The following is a 16,841-nucleotide window of genomic DNA, read 5'->3' as shown; positions in this document are numbered from 1 at the left end:
CCGTCACGGGCTCCGGTCCGGCAGGGTGAGGGTGCAGGACTCTCCCGGCGCCACGGTCACCGTGCGGTCCGCCAGGGTGATGTCGACCGGCGGCTCGTCCGACGCCGGGACACTGACGTTCAGCCGTCCCGCGCTCAGGTGCACCTGCACACCGCGGTGACCGCGGTAGCGGATCGAGAGACCGTACTCGGAAAGCTCCGGCAGCGGGACCGGGTCGAACCGGAGCGCCCCGCCGCGGGTCTCCATGCCGGTGAGCCCGCGCTGGACGAGATCGAGGGTGCCCGCCATCGCGCCGAGGTGGATGCCCTCCCCCGTCGTACCGCCCTGGAGGTCGGCGATGTCGCCCTGCAGCGCCTCGTGGATGTACGTCCAGGCCTCGGCGCGCCTGGCCCGGCCCAGCACCCAGCCGTGCACCAGGCTGCTCAGCGTCGACCCGTGGCTCGTACGGCTCAGGTAGTGGTCGACGGTGCGCCGCCAGAGGGTGTCGTCGACCTCGTGGCCGAGCCTGCGGAACAGGGCGCCGAGTTCGGCGGGCGCGAAGAGATAGCCCAGCATCAGCACGTCCGCCTGCTTCGACGCCTGGTAGCGGTTGACGCTGTCGCCCTCCGCCTCCAGGATCCGGTCGAGCCGCCGGATGTCGCCGTACCGCTTCCGGTAGCCCTCCCAGTCGAGTTCCGCGAGGTCTCCGTAACCCTCGAACTGGCTGATGACACCGGCGTGGAAGGGCACGTGCAGTCCGTTCGACACCTCGTGCCAGAGGTCGAGCTCGGCGGGGGCGAGGCCGGTCCGCTCGACGAGGTCCCGGCGCAGCAGCTCGGGCATGTCGCCCAGCACGTCGAGCGTGCGGCAGAGCACCCAGGCGGCGGTGACGTTGGTGTACGCGTTGTCGTCGAGCCCGGGCCGGGCGGCGCCCGGGTAGGCGTCGTGGTACTCGTCGGGGCCGACGACACCGCGGATCCGGTAGCGGCCGAGGGCGGCGTCGTGCACGGCGAAGTCCGCCCAGAAGCGGGAGATCTGCACGAGCATCTCGATGCCCTTGGTGTGCAGGAACTCGGCGTCGCCGCTCGCCTCGCAGTACTGCCACACGTTGTACGCGATCGCCGATCCGACGTGGTGCTGGAGGTGCGAGTGGTCGGGCAGCCAGCGCCCGGAACGCGGGTTCAGGTGCAGCCGCTGGGTCTCCTCGCGTCCGTCGCTGCCGCTCTGCCACGGGTACATCGCGCCGGTGCGGCCGACGTCCCGGGCCGACCGGCAGGCCCGCTCCAGACGGCGGTGGCGGTAGGTGAGCAGGGAGCGGGAGACCTCGGGGAAGTGGAGGTTCAGATACGGCAGCACGAACAGTTCGTCCCAGAAGACGTGCCCCCGGTACGCCTCGCCGTGCAGTCCGCGCGCGGGGACGCCGACGTCGAGCTCGGCGGTGTGCGGGGAGAGCGTCTGGAGCACGTGGAACTGGTGCAGGCGCAGGATCGAGCCCACGCTGTCGCGCACGTCCAGTTCGGCGTTGCGCCACAGTCGCCGCCAGGCGGTGCGGTGGGTGTCCAGGAGCGTCTCGAAGTCCGCGGCCTGGCCGACCCGGTCCAGGGCCGCGCTCAGCGGGTCCTTGATCGCCGGGTCGTGGGAGGTGTGCAGGGCCACGGTCTTGTCCACGGTCACCGTCAGGCCGTCGGTCAGCGTGATCCTGAGCGACTGGACGGCGCGTCCGGGGGTGTGCGCGTCCGTGGTGTCGGCGGGCGCGTCCGTGACGGTCCGGGCGGCCAGTCCGATGCCGACCTCCGAGGTGGTGGTGCGGCAGCGCAGCCAGACCGTGTCCGGTTTCCCGGTGCCGGTCCTGACGTCCGTCAGGTGGCGGGAGGCGAGGGAGCGGTAGCGCTCGACCCCGCTGTTGGTGGCCGTCCCGTCGAGTGCCGATTCGATCTCGACGCGGCCGGACCAGCCCTCGGCCGTCACCTCCGTGCGCAGCAGGGCGAGGTGCGGGTCGGCCATGTGGACGAGGCGGAGCTGGCGCACGGCGAGGCGCCGGCCCTCCTCGTCCTCGTAGCGCACGGTGCGTTCCAGGGTGCCCCCGACGAGGTCCAGGCTCATCCGGTGGTCGAGGAGCCGGTGGGAGTCGGGGGTGAGCCAGGTCCCGGTGGCGGTCCGTAGGCGCAGGGGAAGCCAGTTGGGGAGGTTGACCACGTCCTCGTTCTCGACCTGCTGCCCGGCGATCTGTGAGGTGAGACGGTTGTAGCAGCCCGCCGCGTACGTGCCCGGGTAGTGGACGGAGTCGGCGGCGCACTCCGGGGCCGCTCCCCGGGTCGCGAAGTACCCGTTGCCGAGGGTGCACAGCGATTCACGCAGGCGTTCCTGCGCCGGGTGGTAGCCCTCGTAGTCCCAGGTGAGGTCGTCCATGCCTCCATCCTCCGGTACGGGCGGCCCGCCGTCCTCGCGGCACGCGCGCGGCGACGGCGGGCCTCTCCCGTGAGCGCCGGCCGCCGTCCCTCACGTCCGGACGGCGGCACCGTGCCGCTGACGCGGCCCGGCCCCTCAGCCGGTCCAGGTCCAGTCCGCGACCTCGGGGAGGTCGGTTCCGTGCTCGCGGATCCAGGTGTCGTGGCGGGAGCGGGCGTCGGCCATCCTCTGACGCAGGGCGGCGGCGCGGACGCCGAGGCCGGGGACGCGGTCGATGACGTCCATGACCAGGCGGTAGCGGTCCATGTCGTTGCGGACGACCATGTCGAAGGGGGTCGTGGTGGTGCCCATCTCCTTGTAGCCGCGCACGTGCAGGTTCCGGTGGCCGGCGCGGCGGTAGGCGAGACGGTGGATGAGCCAGGGATAGCCGTGGTAGGCGAAGATCACCGGCTTGTCCGCGGTGAACAGTCCGTCGTACTCGAAGTCGCTCATCCCGTGGGGGTGTTCCTCCCTGGGCAGCAGCCGGGTCATGTCGACGACGTTGACGACCCGGACGGCGAGCCCGGGCAGATGGCGGCGCAGCAGGTCGGAGGCGGCCAGGATCTCCTGGGTGGGGACGTCGCCCGCGCAGGCGAGGACGACGTCGGGTTCGCGGTCTCCGTCGGCCGTTCCCGCCCAGTCCCAGATGCCGGCGCCGCGGGCGCAGTGGGCGCGGGCCTGGTCCATGGACAGCCAGTCGAAGCAGGGCTGTTTGCCGGCGACGACGACGTTGACGTAGTCGCGGCTGCGCAGCGCGTGGTCCATCACGGACAGCAGGGTGTTGGCGTCCGGCGGGAGGTAGACGCGTACGACCTCGGGGCTCTTGTTCAGGACGTGGTCGACGAAGCCGGGGTCCTGGTGCGAGAAGCCGTTGTGGTCCTGGCGCCAGACGTGCGAGGTGAGCAGGTAGTTGAGGGAGGCGATCGGGGCGCGCCAGGGGAGCCGGCGGGCGGTCCTCAGCCATTTGATGTGCTGGTTGACCATGGAGTCGACGATGTGCACGAACGCCTCGTAGCAGGAGAACAGCCCGTGCCGGCCGGTGAGGAGGTAGCCCTCGAGCCAGCCCTGGCAGGTGTGTTCGGAGAGGATCTCCAGCACCCGGCCGTGCCGGTCGAGGTGTTCGTCGACCGGCAGTGTCTCCGCCTGCCATGCCTTGCCGCTGGCGCCGAAGACGGCGTCCAGGCGGTTGGAGGCGGTCTCGTCGGGGCCGACCAGCCTGAAGTCGCGTCGGCCCGAGGTCTCGCGCATGACGTGTTCGAGGAGACCGCCGAGGACCCGGGTCGGTTCGTGCACGGTGGCCCCCGGCTTGTCGACGGGGACGGCGAAGCGGTCCAGCGGCGGGAGCGGCAGATCGCGCAGGAGGAGGCCGCCGTTGGCGTGCGGGGTGGCGCCCAGGCGCCGGGCGCCCTCGGGCACGCAGGCGAGGACGTCGGCGACGGGCCGGCCCTGGTCGTCGAAGAGTTCGCCGGGGCGGTAGGAGCGCAGCCAGGTCTCCAGCTGCCGCAGGTGTTCGGGGTTTTCGCGGACCTGGGCGAGGGGGACCTGGTGGGCGCGCCAGGTTCCCTCGACGGGCTCGCCGTCGACCTCCGCGGGCCCGGTCCAGCCCTTGGGGGTGCGCAGCACGATCATCGGCCAGTGGACGCGCTCGCTCACCCCCTCCTCACGGGCCGTCTGCTGCATGACGGCGATGCGGTCGAGGGCGTCGTCCATCGCGGCGGCCATGGCCCGGTGCACCTGGGCGGGGTCGTCACCGGTGACGTGGATGGGTTCGTGGCCGTATCCGCGCAGCAGGGCGTCGAGTTCGGCCTCCGGGAGCCGGGAGAGCACGGTGGGGTTGGCGATCTTGTAGCCGTTGAGGTGCAGGATCGGCAGGACGGCGCCGTCGTGGACCGGGTCGAGGAACTTGTCGGAGTGCCAGGACGCGGCGAGCGGTCCGGTCTCCGCCTCGCCGTCGCCGATCACGCAGGCGACCAGCAGTCCGGGGTTGTCGAAGGCGGCTCCGTAGGCGTGGGAGAGGGAGTAGCCGAGTTCGCCTCCCTCGTGGATGGAGCCGGGCGTCTCGGGAGCCACGTGGCTGGGGACTCCGCCGGGGAAGGAGAACTGCCGGAACAGCTTCTCCATGCCGTCGAGGTCCCGGGGCACGGAGGGGTACGTCTGGCTGTACGTGCCCTCCAGCCAGGAGTTCGCCAGCACGGCCGGGCCGCCGTGCCCGGGGCCCCAGACGCACAGGGCGTCGAGTCCGCGGGCCTTGATCACCCGGTTGAGGTGGGTGTGGACCAGGTTGAGGCCGGGCGAGGTGCCCCAGTGGCCGAGCAGCCGGGGCTTGATGTGCGCGGGAGTCAGGGGCTCGGTGAGCAGCGGGTTGGACATCAGATAGATCTGGCCCACGGCAAGGTAGTTGGCGGCCCGCCAGTGGGCGTCCAGCGTGCGCAGTTCGTCGTCGGTCAGTACCGTGCTGTCCTGGTGTTCGGCCTTGGGCATGGTGTGACTCCGTAGGTCATCGGGGTATGTCGACGAGGCGGGTCATCGCGGCGCTTCACGGGAGGCGTCATCGGGCGGAGGAGGCCGCATGGCCGGCGGGAAGACGGCGAAGGTGCCGCTCGCGGCGTACGAGCGGGAGCTGCTGCGTCTGCAGACGGAGCTGGTGAAGCTCCAGGAGTGGGTGCGGACCGAGGGTGCCCGTGTGGTGGTGGTCTTCGAGGGCCGGGACGCCGCGGGCAAGGGCGGCACGATCAAGCGGGTTGCGGAACATCTGAACCCGCGTGTGGCGCGGATCGCGGCGCTGCCCAAGCCGACCGAACGTGAGCGCACCCAGTGGTACTTCCAGCGGTACGTGGAGCATCTGCCGGCCGCCGGGGAGATCGTGCTGTTCGACCGGAGCTGGTACAACCGCGCCGGGGTGGAGCACGTCATGGGTTTCTGCACGAAGGAGGAGCACCAGCTGTTCCTGCGGCAGTGCCCGATCTTCGAGCGGATGCTGGTCGAGGCGGGTGTCCTGCTGCGCAAGTACTGGTTCTCGGTGAGCGACGCGGAGCAGCAGAAGCGGTTCCGGCGCCGGCTGAAGGATCCCACGCGGCGCTGGAAGCTGTCCCCCATGGACCTGGAGTCGATCACCCGCTGGGAGGCGTACTCCCGGGCGAAGGACGAGATGCTGGTCCACACGGACATCATCGAGGCGCCGTGGTTCGTGGTCGAGAGCGACGACAAGCGCCGCGCCAGGCTGAACATGATCGCCCATCTGCTGTCCACCGTCCCGTATCACGAGGTGCCGCCGCCGGTGCTGGAGCTGCCCGAGCGGCCGCCGTCGACGGGGTACGTGCGCCCGCCGCGCGATCTGCAGACGTTCGTCCCGGACCACGCGGCGAGCCTCTGAGACCTTCACGCCGGGGGTCGGTTCCCTTCGCCGAAGTCGAAGACGATGCGGGCCTGGACGCGGCCGTGCAGCACCTCGTCGATGGACTCGTTGACCGATGCGAGGGGCCGGGACTCGCGGATGACCCGGGTCCGGCCCGCGGCGTGCAGCTCGAACACCTCGGTCAGGTCCTGCCGGGTGCCGACGATGGAGCCGATCACGGAGGTGCCGTTCAGCACGGTCTCGAAGATCGGGACCTGGATGGTGCCGTGCGCCGGCATCGCGACCATGACGAGCTTCCCGCCGCGCCGCAGCCCGGTGTACGCCGCCGCGAACGCCTCCTCGTTGACGGCGAGCGCGAGCACGGCGTGCGCTCCGCCGTGGCTCCGCAGGACCTCGCCCGGGTCCTCCTTGCGGGCGTCGATCACGATGTCGGCGCCGAGTTCCGCGGCGAGTTCGAGCTTGTCGTCGGTGACGTCGATCGCCGCCACGGTCGCTCCGGCGATCTTCGCGTACTGCACGGCCAGATGGCCGAGTCCGCCCACCCCGGAGATGGCGACGAGCTGGCTGGGCCGGACGTCGGCGACCTTCAGGGCCTTGTACGTGGTGACGCCGGCGCAGGTGAGCGGGGCCGCGTCGAGCGGGGAGATCCCCTCGGGCACGGGCTGCGCGAAGTCGGCCCAGGCGAGCATCTTCTCGGCGTAGCCGCCGTCGTATCCGTAGCCGGTGTTGAGCTGCTGCTCGCACAGGGTCTCCCAGCCGGAGAGGCAGTGCTCGCAGCGTCCGCACGCCCTGCCGAGCCAGGGCACGGCGACGCGCTGTCCCAGGGCGAGATGGGTGACGCCGTCGCCCAGCGCCTCGACCAGGCCGACGCCCTCGTGTCCCGGCACGAACGGCGGGCTCGGCTTGACCGGCCAGTCGCCGTTGGCCGCGTGGATGTCGGTGTGGCACAGTCCCGAGGCCTCCAGCCGGATACGGACCTGGCCGGGTCCCGGCTCGGGGTCGGGGCGCTCCTCGATGACCAGCGGCTCACCGAACGCTCGTACGACTGCTGCTTTCATCAGGTGTCTCTCCTTGCGCGATCGGGCGGGGACGGGCATCGGGCCCGGGTGCGGCCCGTGGCGATCACGGGTGCGGTACGACGGCCACGGGCGCGCCCGCGTGGTGGAGCACGGCGTGCGTGACGGGCCCGATGTGGGCGCCGAGCGCGGCATGGCGGATCCTGCGGCCCACGACCACGAGCGAGGCCTCGCGGGAGGCGTCCACGAGGTGGTTGGCCGGCTTCCCGGACAGGGAGTCCTCGATGATCTCGACGGCCGGGTACTTCTCCCGCCAGGTCCGCAGTGCCGCGGTCATGGCGGCGGCGTCCTCGGCGGCCAGCCGGGCGTTCATCTTCAGGTCCGGCGGCAGCCCGTACGCGATGTAGGGCGGCTCGTTCCAGGAGTGCACGACCCTGAGCGCCGTGTCGCGCAGGAGGGCCGCCTCGAAGGCGAAGCCGATCAGCGCGTCGTCCGGGGCGCCCGTGTCGAGGCCGAGGACGACGGGGCGGAAGGGCGCGACGGCGGACGGGATGCCCGTCGGGTCCGACTCGTGTTCGTCGGCGGCCTGCTCACCGGCCCGTACGAACACCACGGGCCGCTCGGCGTGGGCGACGACGGCCAGCCCGACGGAGCCGACCATGAAGCCGCCGGCCCCGCTGAGCCCGCGCGTGCCGAGGACCAGGAGTTCGGCGTCGTCCGCGGCCTTCAGCAGCGCCTCGGCGGGCCGGCCCGTGAGCTGCTGCGTGACGACCTCGACTCCCGGGTGGCGGGCCCGGACCCCTTCGGCCGCCTCGCGCGGGATCCGCTCGCTCCAGTGCTGCTGGGTCTCGGCTCCGAGCAGCGGAGCCTGGGCCAGCGGGTCCGGGGCCGGTTCCCATACGTTGACCAGCCTGACCGGCACACCGCGCAGCCGCGCCTCGCGGGCGGCCCATTCGGCGGCGGCGAGACTCTCGGGAGAACCGTCGAGGCCCACGGTGACGGTGCGGGGCATGATGTCCACCTCCTGAATCGGCGGCCCGGTCGGGCTCCGATTCCAGCGTCGTGTCGAACGGTCGGGCGGGGGCAGGGGCCGCAGGTCCCCGATGCGGGCCGTTCGGCCCATGCGGACGTACGGCGGCGCGGACCCACCGGGGACGGGGTGGTGGTCGAGAACGGTGTGCCGGCATGCCCGGCGAGCCGTCCGGCCGGTGCCGGGCGCGCCCGCTCGCGGCCCCCGCCGCCCCGTCTTTACGATGCCCGCGACCGCGGACATCCGCAGCGCGACGGCGCCGATCAGGGCGAGCCCGGGCAGGCACGGACCTCCTTGGCCGGCGCGTACGACCTCGCGCACGGCCAGGGCGGTGCTCCTCCGAGGACACCGAGGACACCGAGGACACCGAGGACACCGGGAACACCGGGAACACCGCGCATGGCATGCCGCAGGAGCGGGCTCCGCCGGGCCGTCAGTCCCCCGCGAGGGCGGCCCTGGACCGTTCGAGAAGGGCCCGTTCCGGCGCGCTCGCGGTCAGCGCGACGGCCGCGTCGTACGCCCGCAGCGCCTCGGCGTCGCGTCCGAGCCGGCGCAGCAGTTCGGCCCGTACCGCGTGGAAGGCGTGGTACCCCTCCAGGTCGAGCTCCTCCACGAGAGCGAGGGCGCGCTCCGGTCCCTGCGTCTCGGCCACGGCGACGGCGCGGTTGAGGGCCACGACCGGGCTGGGGGCGATCGCCATGAGCTGGTCGTACAGCGCGAGGATCTGGCCCCAGTCCGTGGCGGCGGCGGTCGGGGCGTCGCTGTGGACGGCGTTGACCGCGGCCTGGATCTGGAAGGGCCCCGGCCGGTCCCGGCGCAGACAGCGGCGTACGAGGGCCTGGCCCTCGGCGATCAGGTCCCGGTCCCACAGGGCCCGGTCCTGTTCGGCGAGGAGCACCAGGTCGCCGTCCGCCGTCGTCCGGGCCGGCCGGCGGGCCTCGACGAGCAGCATCAGCGCGAGCAGACCGAGCGCCTCGGGTTCGTCCGGCATGAGTTCGACGAGGAGGCGTCCGAGGCGCAGTGCCTCGGCGGTGAGGTCCGCGCGGCCCCCGTACCCCTCGTTGAAGACGAGGTAGACGACGGCGAGGACGCCCCTGACACGGTCGGGCAGGTCCGCGTCGCGCGGGACCCGGTAGGGGATGCCCGCGTCGCGGATCTTGGCCTTCGCGCGGACGATCCGCTGGGCCATGGTGGGTTCGGGGACGAGGAAGGCGCGTGCGATCTGCGCGGTGCTCAGGCCGCCGAGGAGGCGCAGCGTGAGGGCTACCTGGGCCTGGGGGGCCAGCGCGGGGTGGCAGCAGGTGAAGATCAGCCGGAGCCGGTCGTCGCGCACGGGGCCCTCCTCCACGGGGTCGTCCGGGACGTGCAGCCGGGCCGCCTCGGCCTGCCGGGCGGCGCGGGTGGACTCGCGGCGCAGCCGGTCGACGGCATGGTTGCGGGCGGTCGTGATGATCCAGCCGGCCGGGCTCGGCGGTACGCCGGTCTCCGGCCACTTCGCCACGGCCGTGGTGAACGCCTCCTGGACCGCTTCCTCGGCGAGGTCGATGTCGCCGAGGAAGCGGATCAGGACGGCGACGGCCCGGCCGTACTCGGCGCGGAAGACGGCCTCGACGTCGTCGGCGCCGACGGTCATCAGTCCTCGGTCTCGTCGGTGAAGGGGCGCACCTCGATCGGGAGTGTCGTCGCGAGGGCCGCCTTGCGCCCCCACGTCAGCGCCGCGTCGAGGTCGGGCGCCTTGATCAGGCAGATCCCGCCCAGGTACTCCTTGCTCTCGGTGTACGGGCCGTCGGTGACCAGGACGTCACCGTCCCGGGCCCGCAGCACGGTGGCGGTGTCCGGCCCGTGCAGTCCCCCGGCGAACACCCAGGCGCCGGCCTCGCGCAGCTCCGTGTTGAACGCCTCCACCCTGTGCATGATCTCTTCCAGGACCTCGGGTGCGGGCGGCTCGCCCTGCGGCTGCATCACGCTCAGCAGGTAGTGCTTCATGGTGTGTCCTCCTCGGTGGTCCCACTCGGCGTCTTTCTCCCTACACGAACGGGAGGGCGCCGGATCGACACACGCCACGACGACAGCGGGAGATTCCTTCGATGACCGTCCCACCGCATCCGCTCCTGACCGCCGCCCGGGACCTGGCGTCCCGGGTCCTGGCACCCCTGGCCGAGGACGTGGACCGGGACGGGGTACCCGCGAGCAGTATCGAGGCCGTGAAGCGGTCGGGGCTGCTCGGGATCGCCGCGCCGGTCGCGGACGGCGGCTCGGCGGCGCCCGCCCCGGTGGTCCGCGAGACGGCGGAGATCCTGGCCGGGGCGTGCTGCTCGACGTGGTTCGTGCAGAGCCAGCACCACACGCCCGTGGCGACCCTGGCGAAGAGCCGCCTTCCGGTACGGGAGCGGCTGCTGGGTCCGCTCGCGCGCGGTGAGATGCTCTCCGGCGTCGCGTACGCCCAGTTGCGGGCCCACCCGCGCGTCCCGGTCCGGGTCACGCGCGAGCGAGGCGGCTGGCGCTTCGACGGGACGGTCCCCTGGTACACCGGCTGGGGCCTGAACGACGTCATGCTGCTGGCCGGGGTGACGGCGGACGACGAGGCGCTGTTCGCCTTCACTCAGGCCCGCGAGCAGCCGGGGCTGCGCCCGTCCCCGCCGATGCGGCTCGCCGCGCTCACCGCGTCCCGGACGGTCTCGCTGGAGCTGGACGGGCTGTGGCTGCCCGACGACGCGGTGGCGCTGCGCACCCCGTACGAGACCTGGGCGGTCACCGACCGGCCCAAGAACACCAATGCCTCACCGGCCGTCTTCGGGATCACGGCGACGGCGATCGGTCTGCTGGAGGACGATCCCTCGGCGCGGGACACGGCGGCCGGACTGCGGGCGCGCCTCGACGAGGTCAGGCGGCAGGCGTACGAACTCGCCGACCACCCGGTCCCGACCGAGCGGATCGAGGAGCGTCTTGTGTGCAAGACACGGGCGTACGAGGTGATGCGTGCGGCCACCACGGCGGCGGTCGTGGCCGGAGGCGGGCGGGCGATGGACCTGCGCAGCCCGGCCCAACGCCTCGCGCGCGAGGGGATGTTCCTGCTGGTGCAGGGGCAGACGGCCCAGGTGCGCGCGGCGCACCTGGGGTCGCTGGGCTCGATCGGGCGGCCCGGTCCGCTCAGCCGGTGAAGGGCACCTGCGTCGCCGGCACCGACGGGCTCGCGAAGGGGTGCCGCCACAGGCCGCGCGCGCCGAGCCGGGGCAGGACGCCCTCGCCGAACCAGTAGGCCTCCTCCAGGTGCGGGTAGCCGGAGAGCACGAACTCGTCGATGCCGAGGGCGTGATACTCCCCGATCCGGTCGGCGACCTCTTCGTGGCTGCCGACCAGCGCGGTGCCCGCTCCGCCGCGCACCAGACCGATGCCGGCCCACAGGTTGGGGTGGATCTCCAGTCCGTCCCGGCCGCCGCCGTGCAGCGCGAGCATCCGCCGCTGGCCCTCGGACTCGCTGCGGCCCAGCCCCTCCTGCACGGAGGCCACCGTCGCCGGGTCGAAGCCGTCGAGGAGCCGGCGGGCCTCGGCCCAGGCCTGCTCGGAGGTGTCGCGGGTGATCACGTGGAGCCGGATGCCGAACCGGAGGGCCCGGCCCTCCTTCGCCGCGAGCCCGCGGATCCAGGCGATCTTCTCGGCGACCTGGGCGGGCGGTTCGCCCCAGGTGAGATAGACGTCCGCGTGACGGGCGGCGACCTCGCCGGCGACGGGTGAGGAGCCGCCGAAGTAGATCTCGGGGACCGGGTCGGGTACCCGGGCGAGCCGGGCGTCCTCCACGCGCAGGTGCTCGCCGGCGAGGTCGACGGTCCTGCCGTCCCACAAGTCCCGGACGATCTCCAGGAATTCGCCGGTACGCCGGTAGCGGGCGTCTTTGTCGAGGAAGTCGCCGTACGCGCGCTGCTCGTGGCTCTCCCCGCCGGTCACCACGTTGAGCAGCAGCCGTCCGCCGCTCTGGCGCTGGAAGGTGGAGGCCATCTGCGCGGCGAGCGTGGGGGACACGAAGCCCGGCCGGAACGCCACGAGGAACTTCAGCCGCTCGGTGTGCCGGCTGACCATCGCGGTCGTCAGCCACGCGTCCTCGCACCAGGCGCCCGTGGGGGTGAGGGCGCCGACGAACCCGAGGTCCTCCGCGGCACGGGCGATCTGGCTCAGGTAGGCGACCGTCGGCGGCCGGTCGCGTCCGGAAACGGTGGCGGGCGAGCCGTGACCACCGCCGACGACATCCCGGCTGTCACCGTTGGTGGGCAGGAACCAGTGGAAGGTGAGGGACACGGCGGCGTTCTCCGATCGTGGGGACCTGGTGGGCGACGGGGCCGTCCGACGGCGGCCGTACAGGCGGCCGCCGTTCAGGCAGCCGTTCAGGCGGCCGTTCAGGCGGCCGTTCAGGCGGCCGTTCAGGCGGCCGTCGGCGTCAGCCCGTGGCGGCGAGCAGGGGCGTACGGCCGAGGGCCGCGGAGAACTGGTCCACCACCTGGGCCAGGGCCTCGGCGCTGCCCGGCGCCACGGTGACGCTGCCGTCCTGGCCGGTGATGATGTCCTTGTCGAGGGTGAACCAGCCCTGCACGATGTGGGCCGCCCCCATGGAGTTGAGGACCGGACGGAGTGCGTAGTCCAGGGCGAGCACGTGGGCGGTGCTGCCGCCCGTCACCAGGGGCAGCACGGTCTTCCCGGTCAGGGCGTACTGCGGGAGCAGATCGAGCAGGGCCTTCAGAACGCCGGAGTAGGCGGCCTTGTAGACGGGGGTCGCGATGACCACTCCGTCGGCACGGGCGAACAGCTCGGCCGCCTCGACTATGGCGGGATGCTGGAAGTCCGCGCCGAGCAACGCCTCGGCGGGGATCGTCCGGACGTCCAGGGGGATCACCTCGTGGCCCTGCGCGGCGAGCCGCGTGTCGAGGTGACGCAGGAGCTTGGCGGTGCGGGAGGAGACCGAGGGGCTTCCGGAGACGGACAGGACGGTGGCCATGGGTCCTCTTTCGTGAACGGTTCCGGTGAAGGGCTGCCGGGTGAGTGCCGCGAGCGGGCTCGCGGGTGGATGCGGTGACCCGGGTGGCGGGTCCGTCGGCTGGAGCGTGGAGGGAAGGCGTGACCGGTGCTCCGGAGCGGTGAACTGCCGGGGCGGCGAGGAGAACGGGGACGACGGGCCAGGCTCGCACCACACAGGCGTGGCACGCTGGAAGGGCACCTGAGTCCCGACGGATTCCCGTCCTCCGTAAGGCGGTTGGTCGTCGGCACACCGCACGGACAGCGGCCCGGCACACCGGGCCGGCGCTGTCCGGACACGTCGCGGTCCGGGAACTCAGCCGGAAGCGGCCGGAGTTCGGGGGCCCGGAGCGAGGGCGGGAGACGAAGGAACGCGCCGGATCACGGTGGGATGAACTCACCGTGGGCGGACGGACCCGCGCGAAGGAGACCCTGCGTCGGGGTCGTCAGACTTCGCGGCGACAGGACGCGCTGCAGACACGCGCGAGGTCGACGTGGCGTCGCCGCGTGAGGTCCAGTCGCATCTTCATGTGGAGATCGTCGCAGCCCAGAGCGAGGACAGTCAAGGAACGGCGGTTCGATCTCGTATCCCGGACGGTGACGTCCACGGGTGCTCCGTGGTGGGCCGCCGTGCCGCCGTGGGCCGCGTCGCGGCCGGGGGTTCCCGGAACTCAGCCACGCACCGGCATGATCCCGTGCCTCCGGCGCGGTTTGGGGGCGTCCAGCAGGGTGACGCCGTTGTAGCGGCGGCCCCGCGCGAAGAGCACCGGAGCGGCGACGAACGTGACGAAGACCGAGACGATGCTGACGGGGAACACGGCCGGGAGCGACTGCCCTTCAGGGAGGGTGCGACCGCCCTCGTGGACGGCGTAGCCGAACGCCGCGACGAAGACGAGGACGCTCAGGGCAGCCAGGACCAGCAGGACGGCGCTCGTCCGGCGGGTACGGGCCTCGGTGCGGACCTCTGCCAGCAGGGAGGCCTCGCACACCGGGCAGATCAGCTCCACGCTCTGCGTGCCGGACGTGGGCCGACGCATCCGGTACAGGCTGTCCTTCCAGGTGATTCTGCGCGTCCTGGTCAGGAAGCCGGTCGTCCGGTCGCTGAGGATGTGGCGCACCGCGACCTCCACGGTGCCAGGTGCGGGTCCGTTCATGTCCCGTCAGTCCCCCTCCGCGCGCGCGTCCCGACATGGACGCGCGGCCACCACAGTGTCAAAGGCGCGAGGGCGGAGATCAACAGCCCGGGGCAGGCTTTGCCTCGGCTATGCCTTCCCGGTGAACGAGCGCCCCGTGACCGGGAGTTGCCGCGGCGGCATCCTCCACCGTCCGGGGCAGGGGACGCCTCCTGACGCAGGCTCAGTGAACGCTCGGCTCGCATCCGCTCCTCCGCTTGAACCGGCGAATGCCGGGCAAGCGGATGCCACGGGACTCGTCGCTCCGGGTCCGACGTCCGAGCTGGAGGTGTCTGCCGCCATGGGCACAAGGGTGCTGGAACGATTTCCCGCCGGGGCTCCGCGTGGATCCTGGACCGCGGAGGAGTACGCGGCACGACGCCGGACCGAGGGACTGCCGGCGACGGTCGTGATGGACCTGAACTCGGACGCGTTCCTCGTCGTCGTTCCGGTCGGCGACGAGGACTGAGCCGGGGCACGGCCCGGCCGCGACGAACGGTCCGCCCGCGCGAGCCGCGCGGGCGGACCGTCGTGTTTCTCCCGCCTCGTCACACCTCGACGCGCTCGTTCCCTCGCGTACCGGTCGCGGGCGTCGGGGCGGGTCCGGCTCCGGGCTCGCGGCTGAGCTTCCCCGGCCACCACGCGCGGCGGCCGATGTCGCGGACCAGGGCGGGCACGAGCAGGGAGCGGACGACCAGGGTGTCGAGCAGGACGCCGAAGGCCACGATGAAGGCGATCTGCACCAGGAACGCCAGCGGGATCACCCCGAGGGCGGCGAAGGTCGCGGCCAGCACCACGCCCGCCGAGGTGATCACCCCGCCGGTGGCGACGAGTCCGCGCAGCACACCCTGGCGTACCCCGTGCCGCACCGACTCCTCGCGGACCCGTGACATCAGGAAGATGTTGTAGTCGACGCCGAGGGCCACCAGGAACACGAACCCGTACAGCGGCACGGACGCGTCGGTGCCGGTGAAACCGAACCCGTGGCGGAACACGAGCGAGGAGATGCCCAGCGTGGCGACGAAGTTGAGCGCCACCGTCGCCACCAGGAGCAAGGGCATGAGCAGCGAGCGGAGCAGGCCGATCAGGATGACCACGATGATGGCGAGGACCACCGGCACGATGAGCGCGCGGTCGCGTTCGGCGGTCTGCCGGGTGTCGTACTGCTGGGCCGCGTAGCCCCCGACGAGCGCGTCGGCGCCCGGTACGGCGTGCACCGCCGTGCGCAGCCGGGCGACCGTGTCCTTGGCCGCGTCGCTGTCCGCGGCCGACCGCAGCGTGACGTCGACACGGACCCGGCCGTCGATGATCCGGGGCGCTCCCCCGCCGGGCCGCCCGGACGCCGTCACCGCGGCGGCCGAGGCGACTCCGTCGGTCGCGCGCGCCACGGACGTGACCCGTTCGACGCGGTCGGCGTTCGCGATGATCACGGCCGGGTTGCCCGAGCCGCCGGGGAAGTGCCGCCCGAGGGTCTCCTGCGCGGCGACCGACGGCGCGTCGTTGACGAAGGTCTCGGCGAGCGGGATGCCCTTCGCGGTCAGGGTGGGCGCGAAGGCCGCGCACGCGATGAGTCCGGCCAGGGCCGTCGCCCAGACCTTGCGCGGCGTGCGGTCGACCAGTGCCGCGACCCGGTTCCAGATGCCGTCGCCGGTGCCCGCCCCGCCCGCCGGCCGGGGCTTGGCGGGCCAGTAGGCGGCGCGGCCGAGGAGCACCAGGACGGCGGGCAGGAAGGTGAGCGAACTCAGCGCGGCGCAGGCCACCCCGATGGCACCCACGGGACCGAGCGACCGGTTGTTGGTCAGGTCGCTGAGCAGCAGGGCCAGCAGTCCGAGGGCGACAGTTCCCGCGCTCGCGACGATGGCGCCCCAGGACTGCCGCAGGGCCGCCCGGACCGCGGTGAACCGGTCGGCGCTCAGGGCCAGTTCCTCCCGGAAGCGGGCGCTGAGCAGGAGGGCGTAGTCGGTCGCGGCGCCGATCACGAGGATCGACAGGATGCCCTGCACCTGGCCGTCGACGCGGACGACGCCGTGGTCCGCGAGGACGTAGACGATCGCGCAGGCCAGGCCCAGCGCGAACACCGATCCGAGGATGATGAGGAAGGGCAGCAGAACACTGCGGTAGACGAGCAGCAGGATCACGAGGACGGTCGCCAGGGCCACCCCGAGGAGCAGTCCGTCGATCCCGGCGAAGGCGTCGCCGAGGTCGGCCTGGCTGGCGGCGGGTCCGGCGATCCACGCGGTCGTACCGGCGACGCCCGCGGCGGCGGTACGGATCCGGTCGACGGCGTCGGGAAGGTCCTTGCCGAGGTCCGGCCTGAGCTGGACGACGCCCTCCAGGGCCTTGCCGTCGTCCGACGGCACGGCGGGGGACGGCCGGCCGACCACGCCCGGGGTTCCGGCGAGGGCGGCGAGCGCGCGGGTCGCGGCGGACTGCCGGGCCGTGGCGGTGCCGCCGTCCACGGTCCACACGACGATCGCGGGCAGCGTGCCGTCCCGCTGGAAGGCACGCTGCTGGGCCACCACCTTCGTGGACTCGGCGCTGCGCGGCAGGAACGCGGCCTGGTCGTTGGTGGAGACCTCGCCGAGCCGGCCGGCGTAGGGGCCGAGGGTGCCTCCGATGCCGAGCCAGGCGACGAGCAGGACGACGGGGATCAGCCACAGGGCCCGTCGCGGGGTGAGGGACATCGCTCTCCAAGTTTCGCCGACAGATGTCTCAGCAAGTTTCTCTCAACAAATGACAATCTTAATCATTGAGATATCTCGCGCCCAGATCGTAGACCATGCCCGGGGTTCCGGCGCCGGGGGCCGTTCGGATGCGGCGGAGGCCTTCGGACACGA

13 protein-coding genes are annotated in these 16,841 nt (G+C 72.6%); 3 read left to right on the top strand and 10 right to left on the bottom strand.

Annotated elements, in window-relative coordinates:
• Window positions 1-3: 3 nt before the first annotated feature.
• The gene (locus ACFYYF_RS12095; protein WP_388774160.1) at window positions 4-2,388 is read right to left on the bottom strand and encodes a glycoside hydrolase family 65 protein; all 2,385 of its coding nucleotides are present in this window, start codon (window positions 2,386-2,388) and stop codon (window positions 4-6) included.
• A 135-nt stretch (window positions 2,389-2,523) separates the two neighbouring features.
• Window positions 2,524-4,908: a phosphoketolase gene (locus tag ACFYYF_RS12090; protein ID WP_388774158.1), complete on the bottom strand. Its 2,385-nt coding sequence runs from the start codon at window positions 4,906-4,908 to the stop codon at window positions 2,524-2,526.
• 88 nt (window positions 4,909-4,996) lie between these two features.
• On the opposite strand from ACFYYF_RS12090, the gene ppk2 reads away from it, so the two are divergent.
• Window positions 4,997-5,800 carry a polyphosphate kinase 2 gene (gene ppk2, locus ACFYYF_RS12085; protein WP_388774156.1) on the top strand — a complete coding sequence of 268 codons (804 nt, stop codon included), beginning with the start codon at window positions 4,997-4,999 and terminating at the stop codon, window positions 5,798-5,800.
• Between the two features lie 5 nt (window positions 5,801-5,805).
• Here ppk2 and ACFYYF_RS12080 read toward each other — a convergent pair whose 3' ends face one another.
• The 4 genes from ACFYYF_RS12080 to ACFYYF_RS12065 form a co-directional block, all read right to left on the bottom strand.
• On the bottom strand, window positions 5,806-6,840 hold the full coding sequence (locus ACFYYF_RS12080; protein ID WP_388774153.1) for a zinc-dependent alcohol dehydrogenase: 1,035 nt from the start codon (window positions 6,838-6,840) through the stop codon (window positions 5,806-5,808).
• A gap of 64 nt (window positions 6,841-6,904) precedes the next feature.
• A complete protein-coding gene (locus ACFYYF_RS12075) occupies window positions 6,905-7,810 on the bottom strand; it encodes a universal stress protein (RefSeq protein WP_388774151.1) in 906 nt (301 codons plus the stop codon).
• A gap of 451 nt (window positions 7,811-8,261) precedes the next feature.
• Complete coding sequence (locus ACFYYF_RS12070; protein WP_388774149.1) at window positions 8,262-9,461, bottom strand: RNA polymerase sigma factor; 1,200 nt, start codon at window positions 9,459-9,461, stop codon at window positions 8,262-8,264.
• A complete protein-coding gene (locus ACFYYF_RS12065; RefSeq protein WP_361682487.1) occupies window positions 9,461-9,814 on the bottom strand; it encodes a YciI family protein in 354 nt (117 codons plus the stop codon). The genes ACFYYF_RS12070 and ACFYYF_RS12065 overlap by 1 nt, the downstream gene beginning before the upstream one ends.
• Window positions 9,815-9,915: 101 nt before the next feature.
• Here ACFYYF_RS12065 and ACFYYF_RS12060 point away from each other — a divergent pair, with 101 nt between their 5' ends.
• The gene (locus ACFYYF_RS12060; protein ID WP_388774147.1) at window positions 9,916-10,989 is read left to right on the top strand and encodes an acyl-CoA dehydrogenase family protein; all 1,074 of its coding nucleotides are present in this window, start codon (window positions 9,916-9,918) and stop codon (window positions 10,987-10,989) included.
• On the opposite strand, the gene ACFYYF_RS12055 is transcribed toward ACFYYF_RS12060, so the two are convergent.
• From ACFYYF_RS12055 to ACFYYF_RS12045, 3 genes are all read right to left on the bottom strand, one after another.
• On the bottom strand, window positions 10,979-12,121 hold the full coding sequence (locus tag ACFYYF_RS12055; RefSeq protein WP_388774145.1) for an LLM class flavin-dependent oxidoreductase: 1,143 nt from the start codon (window positions 12,119-12,121) through the stop codon (window positions 10,979-10,981). The two genes, ACFYYF_RS12060 and ACFYYF_RS12055, sit on opposite strands and share 11 nt — an antisense overlap.
• Window positions 12,122-12,260: 139 nt before the next feature.
• Window positions 12,261-12,815 (bottom strand): NADPH-dependent FMN reductase, encoded by a 555-nt coding sequence (ssuE, locus tag ACFYYF_RS12050; protein WP_361682493.1) that lies wholly within the window; start codon window positions 12,813-12,815, stop codon window positions 12,261-12,263.
• 688 nt (window positions 12,816-13,503) lie between these two features.
• A complete protein-coding gene (locus ACFYYF_RS12045; protein WP_388774143.1) occupies window positions 13,504-13,986 on the bottom strand; it encodes a hypothetical protein in 483 nt (160 codons plus the stop codon).
• Between the two features lie 319 nt (window positions 13,987-14,305).
• Here ACFYYF_RS12045 and ACFYYF_RS12040 point away from each other — a divergent pair, with 319 nt between their 5' ends.
• Window positions 14,306-14,473, top strand: coding sequence for a hypothetical protein (locus ACFYYF_RS12040; RefSeq protein ID WP_361682497.1), 168 nt, complete (start codon window positions 14,306-14,308; stop codon window positions 14,471-14,473).
• A 79-nt stretch (window positions 14,474-14,552) separates the two neighbouring features.
• Here ACFYYF_RS12040 and ACFYYF_RS12035 read toward each other — a convergent pair whose 3' ends face one another.
• Window positions 14,553-16,688 carry an MMPL family transporter gene (locus tag ACFYYF_RS12035; RefSeq protein ID WP_388774140.1) on the bottom strand — a complete coding sequence of 712 codons (2,136 nt, stop codon included), beginning with the start codon at window positions 16,686-16,688 and terminating at the stop codon, window positions 14,553-14,555.
• Between the last annotated feature and the right edge of the window lie 153 nt (window positions 16,689-16,841).

This window comes from Streptomyces sp. NPDC001914 (genome assembly GCF_042891215.1).
Taxonomy (GTDB): domain Bacteria; phylum Actinomycetota; class Actinomycetes; order Streptomycetales; family Streptomycetaceae; genus Streptomyces.
Note: the sequence above shows the minus strand (reverse complement) of the source record. Positions and strands in the feature narration are given on the sequence as shown.

Coding starts and splice junctions, on each gene's coding strand:
- ACFYYF_RS12095 (WP_388774160.1), bottom strand. CDS start 2,388: ATGGACGACCTCACCTGGGACTACGAGGGCTACCACCCGGCGCAGGAA.
- ACFYYF_RS12090 (WP_388774158.1), bottom strand. CDS start 4,908: ATGCCCAAGGCCGAACACCAGGACAGCACGGTACTGACCGACGACGAA.
- ppk2 (WP_388774156.1), top strand. CDS start 4,997: ATGGCCGGCGGGAAGACGGCGAAGGTGCCGCTCGCGGCGTACGAGCGG.
- ACFYYF_RS12080 (WP_388774153.1), bottom strand. CDS start 6,840: ATGAAAGCAGCAGTCGTACGAGCGTTCGGTGAGCCGCTGGTCATCGAG.
- ACFYYF_RS12075 (WP_388774151.1), bottom strand. CDS start 7,810: ATGCCCCGCACCGTCACCGTGGGCCTCGACGGTTCTCCCGAGAGTCTC.
- ACFYYF_RS12070 (WP_388774149.1), bottom strand. CDS start 9,461: ATGACCGTCGGCGCCGACGACGTCGAGGCCGTCTTCCGCGCCGAGTAC.
- ACFYYF_RS12065 (WP_361682487.1), bottom strand. CDS start 9,814: ATGAAGCACTACCTGCTGAGCGTGATGCAGCCGCAGGGCGAGCCGCCC.
- ACFYYF_RS12060 (WP_388774147.1), top strand. CDS start 9,916: ATGACCGTCCCACCGCATCCGCTCCTGACCGCCGCCCGGGACCTGGCG.
- ssuE (WP_361682493.1), bottom strand. CDS start 12,815: ATGGCCACCGTCCTGTCCGTCTCCGGAAGCCCCTCGGTCTCCTCCCGC.
- ACFYYF_RS12045 (WP_388774143.1), bottom strand. CDS start 13,986: ATGAACGGACCCGCACCTGGCACCGTGGAGGTCGCGGTGCGCCACATC.
- ACFYYF_RS12040 (WP_361682497.1), top strand. CDS start 14,306: ATGGGCACAAGGGTGCTGGAACGATTTCCCGCCGGGGCTCCGCGTGGA.
- ACFYYF_RS12035 (WP_388774140.1), bottom strand. CDS start 16,688: ATGTCCCTCACCCCGCGACGGGCCCTGTGGCTGATCCCCGTCGTCCTG.